11 protein-coding genes are annotated in these 16,865 nt (G+C 41.3%); all 11 read left to right on the top strand.

Annotation, left to right across the window (positions count from 1 at the left end):
* The first annotated feature begins 9 nt into the window (after window positions 1–9).
* The 11 genes from FNT16_RS01760 to ispD all read left to right on the top strand — a co-directional run bounded on the left by FNT16_RS01760 (window position 10) and on the right by ispD (window position 16,864).
* Window positions 10–2,223 carry a CHASE2 domain-containing protein gene (locus FNT16_RS01760; protein ID WP_143869936.1) on the top strand — a complete coding sequence of 738 codons (2,214 nt, stop codon included), beginning with the start codon at window positions 10–12 and terminating at the stop codon, window positions 2,221–2,223.
* Window positions 2,224–2,353: 130 nt separating this feature from the next.
* Complete coding sequence (gene pdhR / locus FNT16_RS01755) at window positions 2,354–3,118, top strand: pyruvate dehydrogenase complex transcriptional repressor PdhR (protein ID WP_143869935.1); 765 nt, start codon at window positions 2,354–2,356, stop codon at window positions 3,116–3,118.
* A gap of 63 nt (window positions 3,119–3,181) precedes the next feature.
* Window positions 3,182–5,851, top strand: coding sequence for a pyruvate dehydrogenase (acetyl-transferring), homodimeric type (gene aceE / locus FNT16_RS01750; RefSeq protein ID WP_143869934.1), 2,670 nt, complete (start codon window positions 3,182–3,184; stop codon window positions 5,849–5,851).
* A 16-nt stretch (window positions 5,852–5,867) separates the two neighbouring features.
* The gene (gene aceF / locus FNT16_RS01745) at window positions 5,868–7,808 is read left to right on the top strand and encodes a dihydrolipoyllysine-residue acetyltransferase (RefSeq protein ID WP_143869933.1); all 1,941 of its coding nucleotides are present in this window, start codon (window positions 5,868–5,870) and stop codon (window positions 7,806–7,808) included.
* Between the two features lie 78 nt (window positions 7,809–7,886).
* Complete coding sequence (lpdA, locus tag FNT16_RS01740; RefSeq protein ID WP_143869932.1) at window positions 7,887–9,317, top strand: dihydrolipoyl dehydrogenase; 1,431 nt, start codon at window positions 7,887–7,889, stop codon at window positions 9,315–9,317.
* Between the two features lie 262 nt (window positions 9,318–9,579).
* Window positions 9,580–11,952, top strand: coding sequence for a glycoside hydrolase family 31 protein (locus FNT16_RS01735; RefSeq protein WP_143869931.1), 2,373 nt, complete (start codon window positions 9,580–9,582; stop codon window positions 11,950–11,952).
* 204 nt (window positions 11,953–12,156) lie between these two features.
* Window positions 12,157–13,791 carry a CTP synthase gene (locus FNT16_RS01730; RefSeq protein ID WP_143869930.1) on the top strand — a complete coding sequence of 545 codons (1,635 nt, stop codon included), beginning with the start codon at window positions 12,157–12,159 and terminating at the stop codon, window positions 13,789–13,791.
* 54 nt (window positions 13,792–13,845) lie between these two features.
* Window positions 13,846–15,141, top strand: a complete 1,296-nt coding sequence (gene eno / locus FNT16_RS01725; RefSeq protein ID WP_143869929.1) for a phosphopyruvate hydratase — start codon at window positions 13,846–13,848, stop codon at window positions 15,139–15,141.
* 104 nt (window positions 15,142–15,245) lie between these two features.
* Window positions 15,246–15,887, top strand: a complete 642-nt coding sequence (locus tag FNT16_RS01720) for a hypothetical protein (protein WP_246072303.1) — start codon at window positions 15,246–15,248, stop codon at window positions 15,885–15,887.
* A gap of 1 nt (window position 15,888) precedes the next feature.
* Window positions 15,889–16,179: a cell division protein FtsB gene (gene ftsB / locus FNT16_RS01715; protein ID WP_143869927.1), complete on the top strand. Its 291-nt coding sequence runs from the start codon at window positions 15,889–15,891 to the stop codon at window positions 16,177–16,179.
* On the top strand, window positions 16,172–16,864 hold the full coding sequence (ispD, locus tag FNT16_RS01710) for a 2-C-methyl-D-erythritol 4-phosphate cytidylyltransferase (RefSeq protein ID WP_143869926.1): 693 nt from the start codon (window positions 16,172–16,174) through the stop codon (window positions 16,862–16,864). Before ftsB ends, ispD begins: the two co-directional genes overlap by 8 nt.
* Window position 16,865: the final 1 nt, after the last annotated feature.

The following is a 16,865-nucleotide window of genomic DNA, read 5'->3' as shown; positions in this document are numbered from 1 at the left end:
CAAGACATAATGTTAAAAAGGGTATTTTCTCAAGATTTTGTGATGGGCATGTTGTTAACAGCAATCTTTGTTGTTTTGCCTTATTCACAGCTAAGTGGGGTGCAAAATACACTTAATCGATTAGAAGGTATATTGTACGACATTCGTTTAAACGCGACATTGCCCGCGGTTCCACGTAAAGTGGCAGAGCGGGTTGTTATTATTGATATCGATGAAAAAAGTATGCGTGAGCAAGGTCGTTTCCCTTGGTCGCGCGCTAAACTAGCTGAATTGGTTGATACATTAATGGCCGCAGGCGTCATCGTCGCGGCGTTTGATATATTTTTTGCTGAGCCTGAAGAAAATCTAATTGCGCAGCTTAGTCAGCAGTTGCCAGACATGGATGAACCAGTTGCTCATTATTTACAGCAAGTCAAAACCCAAGTAGACGCTGATATCCGGCTTGCCAACAGTTTGCAAGATGCCGAGGTTGTGTTAGGTTTTTTAATGCATGATGAAGCTCAGTTGGCTATTGGTCACCTACCTGAATCGCCTCTTATTTGGCAACCCACAGAAAATAGCAAGGCATATGTACGCCAATTTCAGGCGGTTATTGCGAATATTCAATCTTTACAATCTTCAGCCTCGGGTGGAGGCTTTATTAATGCAATTGGCGAACAAGATGGGTTTATCAGAAAAGCGGCTTTGGTCGCTCGTTATCAAGACAAGCTGTATCCTTCGTTGGCATTAGAGACTGCACGTATATATACCTTATCAGACGAAATTGAAACACGAGTCTACCGCCAGGGCAGTATTGAAATGTTTCAGGCAGTTAAGATAGCTGATACTTGGATAGAAACAGATGAGTATGGCCAGATACTGATACCCTACAAAGGCAAGCAAGGGAGTTTCCCTTATTATTCAGCGACCGATGTCATGACAGGTCGGGTTGGGATGGAAGAGTTGGCTGGCACAGTTGTCTTTGTTGGCACATCAGCGGTTGGTCTAGCCGATCTTAGAGCAACCCCAGTGGGCAACCAATACCCTGGGGTTGAAGTACATGCCAATGTATTTGAGTCATTATTACACCCCGAATATATGCCATTTCAACCGGGTGAAACTGAAGCCATTTCTTTGATTTTAGTTATATTAACAGGCATATTGCTGGCTATCGTAATACCTCGGCAAGGGCCCACTGTGATCGTGATGTTTGCGGGGGTCATGCTGGCTGCACATATTGCATTAAACTGGTATTTATGGAGTCAGTACAATGTGAGCTTACCTTATTTGATCCTGATTCTACTGATTCTGACGCATGCTATTTATTACAGTACAACGGGCTATTTTAATGAAGCAAGCAATCGAAAACAGATAAAGAACATGTTTGGCCAATATGTGCCACCTGCGTATTTAGACAAACTGATGAAGGCAGGCAAAGAGCTTGAACTGAAAAGTGAAAAGCGAGATATGACAGTGCTATTTACCGATGTAAGAAGTTTTACCAGTATTTCTGAGCAGTTTACGCCTGAAGAGTTAAGCGAGTATTTAAATCGATATTTCTCTGTCGTCACCAAAGTCATTTTCGATCACCGTGGCACCATAGATAAATATGTAGGTGATATGGTGATGGCCTTTTGGAATGCGCCTTTAGATGATGATAAGCATGCTGAAAATGCAGTTCATACTGCGTTAATTATGCAAGCTGAAACAGATAGTTTAAGCGTAGAATTTCAAGCGAAAGGTTGGCCCGCAATTAAAACAGGCACTGGCATTTCAACTGGACCTATGAATGTAGGAGATATGGGATCTGTATATCGTCGCTCTTATACCGTATTAGGTGACTCGGTAAACTTGGGTTCCCGCTTAGAGGGCCTGACTAAATTTTATGGTGTGAGCATATTAGTTTCGGATACTACAATGGAGCGCTGCTCAAACATTGCTTTTCGGCATATCGATAAAGTTAAGGTTGTTGGCAAAGATAACGCTGTTAACATTTATGAACCGATTGGGATACAGCAAGATTTAAGCTCACTGCATGAACAATTTTTAACGCTTCATCAAGAAGGTATTGATGCTTATTTTAAACGTGATTGGGACAAAGCAACTAAGATGTTTAGTCAATTGCTTGAGCAAAAGTTGCTAAGCATTCAGGTTTATCAATTATATCTCAAGCGAATTGATCAGCTGCGCCAAGAAAATCTACCTGCAGATTGGGATGGTGTAATGAAACATGCAAGAAAATAGAGCCTCCCAAACAGGTCACACCTGTATATATAAACTACAAAAATAGTACACATTGATTTACACAGCTGGCCCCTTCTGATATGGTATTTGCCCATAAATTGGTATTACCAATTATCCTTTGTGAAAAATAATGAGTTATCAAAAAATACGTCAACCAAAATTAGCGGATGCTATCTTACAACAATTGGAAACTATGATTTTGGAAGGTAGCTTATTACCGGGCCAAAAGCTACCGCCTGAGCGTGAGTTAGCCAAACAATTTGATGTCTCAAGACCATCGTTACGAGAAGCCATTCAGAAGCTAGAAGCTAAAGGTTTGGTTTATCGTCGACAAGGTGGGGGCACGTACGTGCACAACCAATTACAAAGCGCGTTGGCCGATCCGCTTTTTCAACTTATTTCGTCAAACCCTGAAACACAGTTTGATTTATTAGAGTTTCGCCATGCTTTAGAAGGTATTTCTGCATATTATGCCGCGTTAAGAGGTACAGAAGCTGATTTTAAACAAATAAAAGAAGGTTTTGAGTTGACGCAAAAGCAAGGTCAATCCAAAATCTCCGACCAGGTTGAATCTCTATATGACTTTTACCTCGCCATAGCTGAAGCATCACACAATTTAGTGATTGTGCATTTGGTACAGGGGATGGCTGTTTTAATTAAAAAGAATATTGCACAGAATATAGAGATTTTATCGACCAAACCCGAAATACTAGAAAGTTTGGATAAACACAGAGATTCATTGATGGTGGCGATTCTAGCCCGTGATCCAGAAGCAGCACGGTTAGCGTCTCATCATCATTTGTCATTTATTGAAGAGTCGTTACTTCAATTAGGGCAAGAAGAAAACCGATTGCAGCGCGCTATGCGTCGCGTGCAAAAAGAACTAAAACACTAGATTGGCTAAGATGAGCAGAGGTTAGATTAACCCTTTGCCGGCCTAACGATAAAGGAAAACAATATGTCTGACGTCCTTAATCACGATGTAGATCCAATCGAAACACATGATTGGATTGATTCGATTGAATCTGTACTTGAAAATGAAGGCCCAGAAAGAGCGCATTATTTAATTGAGCAGATGATCGAAACATCTCGCCGTAATGGTGCTCACTTACCATTTGATGCCACTACAGCGTACAAAAACACGATTCCTGCTGGTCAGGAGCCTGCCATGCCGGGTGATCCTGAATTGGAAGCTCGAATTCGAGCCGTGATACGCTGGAACGCTATGATGATGGTTGTTCGTGCGTCTAAGAAAGACTTAGAGTTAGGGGGCCATATCTCTAGCTTCCAGTCTTCTGCGATGTTGTATGATGTGGGCTTTAACCACTTTTTCCGTGCACCGAACGAAAAAGACGGTGGTGATTTAGTTTATTTCCAAGGTCATATTTCTCCGGGTATTTATGCTCGTTCTTTTGTAGAAGGCCGTTTTACTGAAGCGCAATTAGACAACTTCCGTCAGGAAGCTTTCGCTGATGGTCTATCTTCTTATCCTCATCCAAAGTTAATGCCTGATTATTGGCAGTTCCCTACGGTTTCTATGGGCTTAGGTCCAATGCAAGCTATTTACATGGCTCGCTTCTTAAAATATTTAACTGACCGTGGGTTAAAAGATTGTTCTGAGCAAACTGTATATTGTTATTTAGGTGACGGTGAAATCGATGAGCCAGAATCTTTAGGTGCAATCGGCCTTGCTTCACGCGAAGAGTTAGACAATTTAGTGTTTGTTGTAAACTGTAACTTGCAGCGTTTGGATGGTCCAGTACGTGGTAACGGCAAAATCATCCAAGAACTAGAAGGTACATTCCGCGGCGCAGGCTGGGATGTGACTAAAGTCGTTTGGGGGCGCTATTGGGATCCATTATTCCAAAAAGATGTAAATGGCTTAATGCAAAAGTTAATGGATGAAACCGTTGATGGTGAATACCAAAACTTTAAAGCGAAAGGTGGTGCATTTACACGTGAGCATTTCTTCGGTAAATATCCTGAATTAAAAGAAATGGTTGCCAATATGTCAGATGATGATATCTGGCGCTTAAACCGTGGTGGTCACGATCCGGTTAAAGTTTATGCGGCATACGCTAAAGCGAAAGCAACCAAAGGCCGCCCTTCAGTTATCTTAGCTAAAACCGTAAAAGGCTATGGTATGGGTGAAGCGGCTGAAGGTAAAAACATCGCACACGGTGTTAAGAAAATGGATTTAGATGCGATTCGTTATATGCGCGATCGTTTTAACGTACCTGTATCAGATGAAGAGTTAGAAAATTTACCTTATTATCGATTCCCTGAAAATAGTCCTGAATACAAGTACATGATGAGTCGCCGGGAAGCATTAGGTGGCACTATGCCGGTGCGTCGTGAAAATTCATCTGTTAAATTAGAAGTGCCTGCATTAGACGCATTTAAAGCGACTACAGATGGGTCTAAAGGTCGTGAAATTTCAACCACTATGGCTTTTGTCCGTGTTTTGACCGCTTTATTAAAAGATAAAAAAATCGGCAAGAATATCGTACCTATTATTCCAGACGAAGCACGTACCTTTGGTATGGAAGGTTTATTCCGTCAGGTCGGTATTTATGCGCATGAAGGTCAAAAATATACGCCACAAGATGCGGATCAAGTTGCTTACTATCGTGAAGATAAAAAAGGTCAGGTACTACAGGAAGGTATTAACGAATTAGGTTCAATGGCTTCTTGGGTTTCTGCTGCGACTTCATACTCGCACTCAGATTTACCTATGATTCCTTTCTATATCTACTACTCGATGTTTGGTTTCCAACGGGTAGGGGATTTAGTTTGGGCCGCTGGTGATTTACAGGCTCGAGGTTTCTTAATTGGTGGTACTGCGGGTCGTACAACACTTAATGGTGAAGGTCTGCAACACGAAGATGGTCATTCGCATTTACATTTTGGTACTGTACCAAACTGTATTACGTACGATCCAACCTATGGTTATGAGATTGCAGTTATTGTACAAGACGGCATTAAGCGTATGTACGATAATAACGAAAATGTTTTCTACTACTTGACAGTAATGAACGAAAACTATGTTCAGTTACCGATGCCAGAAGGTGTGGAAGAAGGCATCAAAAAAGGTATCTACAAGTTAGAGACAGTTGATGCGAAAAAAGCGAAAGCGTCTGTCAACCTATTATCATCCGGTGTTATTTTAGAGCGCGCCAGATCTGCAGCTAAAATTCTAGCGGAAGATTACAATATCAGTGCGGATGTTTATTCTGCAACATCGTTTAATGAGTTAGCGCGTGATGGTTTAGATTGTGAGCGCTTCAACATGCTGCATCCTGAAGCAGAAGAAAAAGTGCCTTATGTAACTCAAGTGCTTAAAGATAGCAAAGGCCCAACAATTGCTGTAACGGATTATATGAAGCAGTATGCAGATCAAATCCGTGGTTTTGTACCAACTGAATATCGTGTATTAGGGACAGATGGTTTTGGCCGCTCTGATAGCCGTGAAAACTTAAGAATTCACTTTGAAGTGAACGAACATTATATCGTGGTTGCTTCTTTGTATGAGTTGGCAAAACGTGGCGAGATTGAAAAGAAAGTCGTTTCTGAAGCGATTGCAAAATTCAATATTGATCCAGAAAAACTTAACCCACTTTACGCTTAATTAGGGGATAGTAACAATGGCAATTAAAGATGTTTTAGTCCCTGATGTGGGCGGTGAAGAAGTTGAAGTAATTGAACTTTGTGTTGCACCAGGTGACAGTGTTGAAGCAGAAGACTCACTGATTACAGTGGAAAGTGATAAAGCTTCAATGGATATTCCAGCACCGTTTGCTGGAACTGTTAAAGAAATTAAAATTGCAGTAGGTGATAAGGTTGCAGAAGGTACGCTGATTGTCACTTTGGAAGATGCCAGTGCAGATGCACCGGCAGAGCAAAAAACTGCTGAATCAACTGAGTCTGCCGCACCTGCGGCAGAACAAGCTGCTACACCTGCTCCGGCAACTGAGAGCAGCTCAACTATTGAAGTAAAAGTACCGGATATTGGTGGTGATACTGACGTTGAAGTTATTGAAGTATTAGTCGCTGAAGGTGACACAGTTGAAGCTGAAGAAGGTTTAATCACTTTAGAAACCGATAAAGCAACTATGGATGTACCATGTCCAGTTGCGGGTAAAGTGAAAGAATTAAAAATTTCAGTCGGTGATAAAGCGTCAGAAGGCACTTTAGTACTGATTTTAGAAACGGCCGGTGGTGCCGATGCATCGCCTGCACAAGCTCCCGCAGCTCAAACGCCAGTTCCTGCAGAAACGTCTGCAGCACCTGCCGCGTCAGGTGCAAAAGAAGTTAAAGAAGTAAAAGTACCGGATATTGGCGGTGATACAGACGTTGACGTGATTGAGCTTCTAGTGGCTGTTGGTGACGAAGTGAACGCTGAAGATGGTCTTATCACGTTAGAAACTGACAAAGCAACTATGGATGTACCCGCACCATTTTCAGGTACGGTAAAAGCGCTTAAAGTTGCAGTCGGTGATAAAGTTTCGGAGGGCAGCTTAATTGTTTTGCTCGAAACTCAAGGTAGTGCTCAAGCAAATGCAGCTCCAGCACCAGCTCCTGCCGCAGCGAGCCCTGCGCCAGCCGCTCAAGCGCCAGCAAAACCAGAGCCGACAGCAGCAGTAGCGCCAGCTAAACCAAGTAAAAATGTACATGCTTCACCTTCAGTACGCCGCATTGCAAGAGAATTCGGCGTCGATTTAACCTTGGTTCCGGCCACAGGTCGCAAAGGCCGAATCTTAAAAGAAGATGTACAGAATTGGGTGAAAGCAGAACTGGCTAAACCTAAATCTTCTGCTTCAGCCGCTTCGAATAATGGTGGTTTTGAAGTATTGGCAGCGCCAAAAATTGATTTCAGCAAGTTTGGTGAAATTGAAGAGCAGCCGTTATCCCGTATCCAGAAAATTTCGGGTAAAAACTTACATAGAAACTGGGTAACTATTCCTCATGTTACGCAATTTGATGAAGCGGATATCACAGATGTAGAAGCTTTCCGTAAAGAGCAGAATGCATATCATGCGAAAATTCAAAGTGGATTGAAAATTACCCCACTTGTGTTTGTGATGAAAGCAGCTGCGAAGTCATTGGCTAAGTTCCCAACTTTTAATTCATCACTATCGTCAGACGGTGAAAACCTGATCTTGAAGAAGTTTATCAACATTGGTATCGCAGTAGATACACCAAATGGTTTGGTTGTACCTGTGATTAAAGACGTTGATAAAAAAGGTATTGAAGAATTATCACGTGAGTTGATTGAAATCAGCAAAAAAGCACGTGATGGCAAATTAAAGTCTGCAGATATGCAGGGTGGCTGTTTCACAATTTCTAGCTTAGGTGGTATTGGTGGTACAGCATTTACGCCAATCGTTAACTGGCCAGAAGTTGCTATCTTAGGTGTGTCAAAAGCTGAAATGAAACCTAAGTGGAATGGTAGTGAGTTTGTTCCAAAATTAATGTGTCCGTTAAGTTTATCTTACGATCACAGAGTAATCGATGGTGCATTGGGTGCTAAGTTCTCGGTAGATTTAGCGGCTAATTTATCAGACATTCGTCGTTTAGTGCTATAAGGTTGCGCTGAACTTCTCATCGACAAATTTGAGCAAAGCCAAAGCTTTGCTCTGCAAGAGTAAAAACTGGGGTTTTATATGAGTAATGAAATCAAAACTCAGGTCGTGGTATTAGGTTCAGGCCCTGGCGGTTATTCAGCCGCTTTTCGTGCCGCCGATCTAGGCTTGGAAGTTGTCTTAGTTGAGCGTTATAGCAGTTTAGGTGGCGTTTGTTTAAATGTGGGTTGTATTCCATCAAAAGCATTATTACATGTTTCAAAACATTTAGTGGATGCACAAAATATGGAACATGAAGGCGTTACCTTTGGTAAGCCGGAAATCGACATTGATAAACTTCGTGCCCACAAAGATAAAGTAATTGGTCAATTAACCGGTGGTTTAGACGGCATGGCTAAAATGCGTAAAGTAAAAGTGGTAAATGGCTACGGTAAATTTACTGGCGCAAATAGCTTAGCGGTTGAAGCTGAAGATGGCTCTGTTACTACGGTTAACTTTGACAACGCAATTATTGCGGCGGGTTCTCGTCCTGTTAAATTGCCATTTATCCCGCATGAAGATGCGCGTATCTGGGATTCAACTGACGCATTAGAAATGCCATTTATTCCAGGCAAAATGTTAATTTTAGGCGGTGGTATTATTGGTTTAGAAATGGGTTCAGTCTACAGTGCATTAGGTGCACAAATTGATGTAGTTGAATTTATGGATCAGTTAATTCCAGCAGCCGATAAAGATATTATCAAAACTTTCACAAAGTCAATCAGCAAAAAGTTCAACGACATTATGTTGGAAACTAAAGTAACAGCGGTTGAAGCGAAAGAAGATGGTATCTATGTCAGTTTTGAAGGCAAGAAAGCACCTTCTGAGCCTGTTAAATATGATGCAGTGTTAGTTGCTGTGGGCCGTGCACCTAATGGTGGATTGCTTGATGCAGAAAAAGCTGGCGTTGAAGTAACTGATCGTGGCTTTATTAATGTCGACAATCAATTACGTACGAATGTCCCGCACATCTTCGCAATCGGTGATTTGGTTGGACAACCTATGTTGGCACACAAAGCTGTACACGAAGCACATGTTGCTGCAGAAGTCATTGCCGGTAAAAAACATTACTTTGAACCAAAAGTCATCCCTTCAATTGCATACACGGATCCTGAAGTGGCATGGGCAGGTTTAACTGAAAAAGAAGCTAAAGAGCAAGGCTTAAACTATGAAGTTGCAGTCTTCCCGTGGGCAGCTTCTGGTCGTGCAATTGCATCAAATGCAACAGACGGTTTCACCAAAATGATTTTCAATAAAGATGATCATCGTTTATTAGGCGGCGCTATGGTTGGTAGCAATGCGGGTGAATTGTTAGGCGAAGTTTGTCTAGCGATTGAAATGGGTGCTGATGCAGAAGATATTGCATTAACCATTCATGCTCACCCAACCTTGCATGAGTCAGTTGGTTTAGCTTCTGAAATCTATGAAGGTTCAATTACTGATTTGCCAAATAAAAAAGCAAAGAAAAAGTAATGTAGCTTTTTTGTAGCTAATACGCATTTAAAAGCCTGAGTTGAGCAATTTACTCAGGCTTTTTTGATTTACTCTTTTAGCACGTTGTTATTGCGATAGACCCGCTCCTGTTTTTTATTCGTTTCATTCCGTTAAGCTTTTCTTAATCTATTAGGCCAACATCAATACAGATATTGCGTTTGATTTGACTCATACTGTTCAAACTTAACCTATCCTTAACCTTGTAAACATTAATATTGGGCGTTTTACGCAGGGGTGAAAAGTGCGGTTTTTAATACTACTGAGTTTAGTCTTTTGTACTTTGAGTGCACAGTGCAAAGAATATTTACAACATATCGTGAATGATCAGGGCTTGACTGTTGTGACAGATGAAGGGCAGTTTCAATTGTCCTTTATTAACCCAAGTGTCGTCGAAGTTGTTTGGCTTGCCCCTTCTGCTGATAAACCTTCATTTAGTTTGCCGGATAATTTGCAAAAATCGCCAGCTTTGCTCACCGAAACGGACAATGAATTGTTATACAAGACTGCTGATTTTAATGTGCGCATTCAAAAATCACCCTTTCAACTGCAATACTTTTATCAGGATAACTTATTAGTTGAAGAGCAAAACGGGTTTTCAGCACAAGAGAATAACTTCTTGCTTTCGTTTAAATTAACGGATGATGAGAAATTATTGGGGGCAGGCGAAAGAGTTTTAGGGATGGATAGAAGAGGACATAGATTACCACTCTATAACCGCGCACATTATGGTTACACGACTGAATCTGAACAAATGAATTACAGCCTGCCCGCTGTACTTTCTAGCCAAAAATACATACTCGTATACGATAACGCCGCCAAAGGTTGGATTGATTTAGGAAAAACGGATAAAAACACGCTGCAATTTGAAGCGGTTGGTGGACGGCAAGCTTATTATGTCGTTGCTGGTAGTACATACCCGGACATTGTGAAAAATTACGTTGCGGTTACCGGCACTCAGCCTATGCTGCCGCGTTGGTCATTAGGCTATTTAGCATCTCGTTTTGGTTATCATACTCAGGCGGAAGCAGAAAAAACGGTTTCCCTCTTTTCTAAATTGGATTTCCCACTTGATGCGATTATTTTTGATTTGTATTGGTTTGGCAAAGATGTACAGGGCCACATGGGGAACTTGCAATGGGATTTGACAGCTTTCCCAAAACCAGTAGAAATGATTAATAACTTTAAACAGCAAGGTATCAATACTGTACTAATTACAGAGCCTTTTATTTTAACAACCTCTAAACGATGGCAAGAAGCCGTAGATAACAATGTCTTGGCGACCAACCAGCAAAACCAGCCATACACCTTTGATTTTTATTTTGGTAACACGGGCTTGATTGACGTTTTTGATAAAAACGCCGAACATTGGTTTTGGCAAATATATAAAGATTTGATGAAGCAGGGCGTCGCAGGTTGGTGGGGCGATCTTGGTGAGCCGGAAGTACATCCGGCTGATATTCGCCACGCTCGAGGCTCCGGTGATGAAGTGCATAATGCTTATGGTCATCAATGGGCAAAAATGTTGTATCAAAATCAAATCAATGATTTCCCAAACAAAAGGCCATTTATTTTAATGCGTTCTGGTTTTGCCGGTTCACAGCGCTATGGCATGATCCCTTGGACGGGCGATGTCAGTCGTTCATGGGGCGGTTTAAAACCACAAGTCGAATTAAGTTTGCAAATGAGTATTATGGGCTTAGCGTACACCCACTCAGATTTGGGTGGTTTTGCCGGCGATAATTGGGACCCAGAGTTATATCTGCGTTGGCTACAATATGGCGTTTTTCAACCTATTTACCGGCCTCATGCGCAGGAAAATGTAGCGCCCGAGCCAGTCTTTCATTCTAAAAAAGTACAAGATATTGCACGCCGTTTTGTGCATTTGCGTTATCAATTGATGCCTTACAACTATACCTTGATGCACGAAAATAGCACAACAGGTATGCCTTTGATGCGACCTCTGTTTTTTGCTGAGCAGAACGCAGAGCAATATTTAGATGTCAAAGATACCTATCTGTGGGGGGATGCATTTTTGGTATCGCCTATAACAGAGCCCGACATTCGATATAAAAACGTGCCCGTGCCAGCAGGTGTTTGGTTTGATTATTGGAGTGAGCGAAAAATACTGGGTGGTAAAACTCAGCCGATACCGGTTGATATAGAAAGTATCCCTCTGTTGGTTAAAGCCGGTTCTTTTGTCCCTATGGTTGAAGTGGTAAATAACGCTGCTAACTATAGCTCTGATCAGTTAACCCTGCATTATTACCACGATATAAGCGTAAAAACGGCGAGTGGATATTTATACGAAGACGATGGCCAAAACCGCTTAGCTTTACAGCAGGGAAATTATGAAAAATTAAACTTTTCTGCACAATCGGATAAGCGCAAACTTTCGATAAGCCTAAAACCTGAATTTGGCTCAGCACAATATCAGGCACAAACAAAAGCTCGACAATTGACATTAACCGTGCACAACATAACCCATTTGCCCACTCGTGTATTGTTAAATGGGGAAGAAATGAAGCCAAAGCAAATGTTATTTCATCCCGAAACAAGATTGTTGCAATTAATTTTTACACAGCGCAACAACCAACAGATAGAAATAACATTCTAGCTTAAGTCGGACTATAGGGGATTTTATCCGTTTTAAGCCGGCAGACAGACTTAATTTAACTCACTTCAAGCTAAGTGGTGCGTATTATAGGGTAATTTAATGCGCACTATTTAATACTAAGTTTGTTTTGTTTGCCTGCTGTCTGTTATACTTCCGTCCCGTCTGTAATGTCTATATTCTTTCGTTCTATTTTTCAGGTTCCACATGACAACAAGATATATTTTTGTAACCGGCGGGGTTGTATCCTCTCTTGGTAAAGGGATTGCTGCTGCCTCACTAGCCGCCATTCTTGAAGCGCGTGGCTTAAAAGTCACGATAATGAAGTTAGATCCTTATATTAACGTTGATCCGGGAACCATGAGCCCAATTCAGCACGGTGAAGTCTACGTGACTGAAGATGGTGCTGAAACGGATCTTGATTTAGGGCATTACGAAAGATTTATCCGTACCAAAATGACTAAAGGTAATAACTTTACGCAAGGTCGGGTTTATCAGGATGTAATCGCCAGAGAAAGACGTGGTGACTATTTAGGGGCGACCATTCAGGTTATTCCTCATATCACCAATGAAATTAAACGTCGAGTAGTGGAAGGTGCTAAAGGTTTTGATGTAGCACTGGTTGAAATTGGTGGCACAGTAGGTGATATCGAATCCCAACCGTTCCTTGAAGCAATCCGTCAGTTAGGTACTGAAATAGGTCGAGAGCATGCGATGTTTATGCATTTGACACTAGTGCCTTATATGAAAGCTTCAGGTGAAGTGAAAACAAAGCCCACACAGCACTCTGTTAAAGAGTTACGCTCAATTGGTATTCAGCCAGATATATTAATTTGTCGCTCAGAAAATGCGATTCCGGCAAATGAACGTAAAAAAATCTCACTGTTTACCAATGTTGAAGAAAAAGCGGTTATTTCATTAAAAGATGTCGATAGTATTTACCGTATTCCTGCATTGTTAAAATCTCAGGGATTGGATGAATTGATTACCCGACGCTTCCATATTGATTGCCCAGAAGCTGATTTAGTTGAATGGGAACAGGTGTTGTACGAAGAGTCTAACCCTATGGGTGAGGTGACTATCGGTATGGTCGGTAAATATGTTGAGTTAGCTGATGCTTATAAATCAGTGAATGAAGCATTAAAACATGCCGGTTTGAAAAACCGCGTTACCGTAAATATTGAATACATCGACTCTCAAGATCTCGAATCTAAAGGGGTGGATAAAATACGTCATTTAGATGCTATTTTGGTGCCGGGTGGATTCGGTGAACGTGGCACAAATGGCAAAATGTTAGCTGCTCAGTTTGCCCGTGAAAACAAAGTACCATACTTAGGAATTTGTTTAGGTATGCAAATGGCGCTGATCGAGTTTGCCCGTAATGTAGCCAATCTTGAAAATGCAAATAGCACGGAATTTGATCCTGAAACACCACATCCAGTTGTCGGTTTGATAACCGAATGGCTTAATGCTGATGGTGATGTCGAAACGCGCACTGACAATTCAGATTTAGGTGGAACCATGCGTTTAGGTAGCCAGCTATGTCATCTTAAAGCTGGCTCTAAAGCAGCTGAAGTTTATGGCTCAACTGAAATTTATGAGCGCCATCGTCATCGTTATGAAGTAAATAACAATTATGTTGAAAAGCTAGAACAGGCCGGTTTGGTTTTTTCTGGTTTGTCTGCAGATCGTAGATTGGTGGAAGTTATCGAGTTGCCAGATCATCCTTGGTATGTCGCAGCTCAGTTCCATCCTGAATTTACCTCAACACCGCGCGACGGACATGCTCTTTTTAAAGGGTTTGTTGCTGCGGCATTTGAGTGTCAAAAACAAAAAAAGTAATTAAATGCAGGGTAAAAAACGCCTGCGAAATTAAAAATTAGAGGACTTTAAAACATGGCATCTATCGCGAAAATCCATGCACGTGAAATCATTGACTCACGTGGTAACCCAACAATTGAAGCTGATGTAACTTTAGAAAGTGGTGCGTTTGGTCGTGCTGCAGCGCCATCGGGTGCGTCAACCGGTACACGTGAAGCATTAGAATTACGTGACGGTGACAAAGCGCGTTTTTTAGGAAAAGGTGTTTTAAAAGCAGTTGCTAACGTAAATGACTTAATTGCGCCAGCATTAGCGGGTAAAGATGCTTTAAATCAAGCAGAAATCGATAAAGTAATGATCGATTTAGACGGCACTGAAAACAAAGATAAATTAGGTGCAAATGCTATTTTGGCTGTTTCGTTGGCAGTGGCTAAAGCTGCGGCAGCTGAAAAAGGTGTTGCTTTATATGAACACATTGCTGACTTAAACGGAACATCTGGTCAATTCAGCATGCCTTTACCTATGATGAACATCATCAACGGTGGTGAGCACGCTGACAACAATGTTGATATTCAAGAGTTTATGATTCAGCCAGTTGGTGCGAAAACTTTCAAACAAGCCATCCAAATGGGTGCTGAAATTTTCCACAACTTGAAAAAAGTATTGGCAGCGAAAGGCTATAATACCGCTGTTGGTGATGAAGGTGGTTTTGCACCCGATCTTAAATCTAACGCTGAAGCATTATCTGTCATTGTTGAAGCGGTAGAGAAAGCCGGTTACAAGATGAATGAAGAAGTCACTTTAGCACTTGATTGTGCAGCTTCTGAATTCTACAAAGATGGTCAGTACAACTTAAAAGGTGATGGCCGTACTTTCAACTCTGCAGAGTTTGGTGACTATTTGGCAGATTTGACCGCTCAGTATCCGATCGTTTCAATCGAAGATGGTTTAGACGAAAGTGATTGGGATGGTTGGAAATTATTAACTGACAAGTTAGGCGATAAAGTTCAATTAGTCGGCGACGATTTATTTGTAACCAACACCAAAATCCTTAAGCGTGGTATCGAACAAAGCATCGGTAACTCAATCTTAATTAAATTTAACCAGATTGGTTCACTGACAGAAACTTTAGAAGCGATCAAACTGGCTAAAGATGCAGGTTTCACTGCTGTTATTTCTCACCGTTCAGGTGAAACTGAAGATGCAACTATTGCAGATTTAGCAGTTGGTACGGCTGCAGGTCAAATTAAAACAGGTTCTATGAGCCGCTCTGACCGTGTTGCTAAGTACAACCAATTATTACGCATAGAAGAAGTTTTAGGCGACAAAGCTGTTTTTAACGGTCGTAAAGAAATTAAAGGTCAAGCTTAATCATTATCTGACCTCGGTTTATTAATAAACCGTATAAATCGTAGTAAGATGGTGTTTTAATTGGTTTTCAGTTAAAACACCTTTTTTTTATCTGGAGTTTGTCATTGGTTGATTTTTTCGCTCAACAACAGGATTTTTCGCAAGATAGCGAACGATTGTTGGCGTACGCTCAATTGTGCACTGTATTTTACGAACGGGAATTAAAATTATTGGCTGATTGCCAATATTCGCCTGAGCGTCTGCGTAAACGACTTACTAGCTTACCTTTCTATATTAAGCGTGCAGCTGAATCTTTGATAGCTTTGGAAAACCCGCTGACCTTAGACACGCAAAATGGAACTTGGTCTAGTAAACAAAAAAGACGTTGTCCGGCCGACAAAATTGATGATGAGCTAAACGGGAAATGGCTAAGTAGAAATGCGCAAATTGGATTGATCGTGCCCGTTAAAGTTGTTGATACCGGGGTCGTTTGTTTTAAGTTAGACTGCATTGACGCCGTTAGTGATGAAAAGATTCGATTAAATGAACATGGCTGGTTTGCACTAAATGGCCATTGTTTGGAACAATGTGATGAAGATAAACGCGTGCTCAAAGCTAATAAAGATACCATGTCTGCTGCCGCATGTGGTCATCAATGGATTGGTGGTGATATGACTTTCCCGCGTACATTAACGCTTAGGGAATTATTACTGACAACTGTCATTAACTGGCCAAATTTAAATAAACCTATGCCATTAACTCATTAGTATGAAAATATTTCGTCTTATTTTGGTCATTGTATTTATTGGATTGCAATATCGCCTTTGGTTTGGAGAAAATGCATTTTCAGAACATCAGGATATGAGTCGAAAAGTTAAACAGTTGGAACAAGCGAATCAAGAACTCAGATTGCGTAATAAGCTTATGTTAGCGGATATAGAAGATCTAAAATCAGGCATGGAAGCTATAGAAGAGCGCGCTCGAAATGAGTTAGGTTTAATTAAAGAAAACGAAATTTTTTATCGTATTGTACCCACCACGAAAAATAAAAATGAATAAAAATCAGATTGTGGCCATTGTTCCAGCAGCCGGTGTCGGCAAACGTATGCAAAGCAAGGTACCGAAACAATATATAGAAATTGCGGGTAAAACCGTTCTTCAACATACGGTTGAAAAGTTGGCGCAAATAGCAAAAATTAACAAAATTATTGTAGCAGTGTCGAAAGACGACCCCTATATATCAGAAATTAAACCTGAATTACCCGCTAAGGTTGTTCTAACTCAAGGCGGTGCAGAACGGGCTGATTCCGTACTAGCGGGTTTAAACTGCCTAGATGTAAATGAATATCCATGGGCTTTGGTCCATGATGCAGCAAGACCTTGTGTTAGAGCGGACGATATTCGAAAGCTGATTGATCATGTATTACAAAACCAACAAGGTGCTATTTTAGCCGCGCCCGTCAGAGATACAATTAAGTTATCTAATGCAGCTCAGAAGGTGGAAAAAACAGTCGATCGCAGTGCATTATGGCATGCATTGACACCTCAGATGTTTGCCACCGGATTGCTACAACACGCCTTGCAAAAACACTTGCAAGACGGGTGCATGATTACAGATGAAGCATCTGCAATGGAGTTATCTGGACATCCGGTCCATTTAATTGAGGGGGCTATGAGCAATATTAAAATTACTCGGCCGGAAGACTTGGAGATTGCCGAAATGTTTATAAGTAGAGTGTTATGAA

Source organism: Catenovulum sediminis (assembly GCF_007289895.1).
GTDB classification, from domain to species: Bacteria; Pseudomonadota; Gammaproteobacteria; order Enterobacterales; family Alteromonadaceae; genus Catenovulum; species Catenovulum sediminis.
This window is presented reverse-complemented; position numbering and strand designations above follow the sequence as displayed.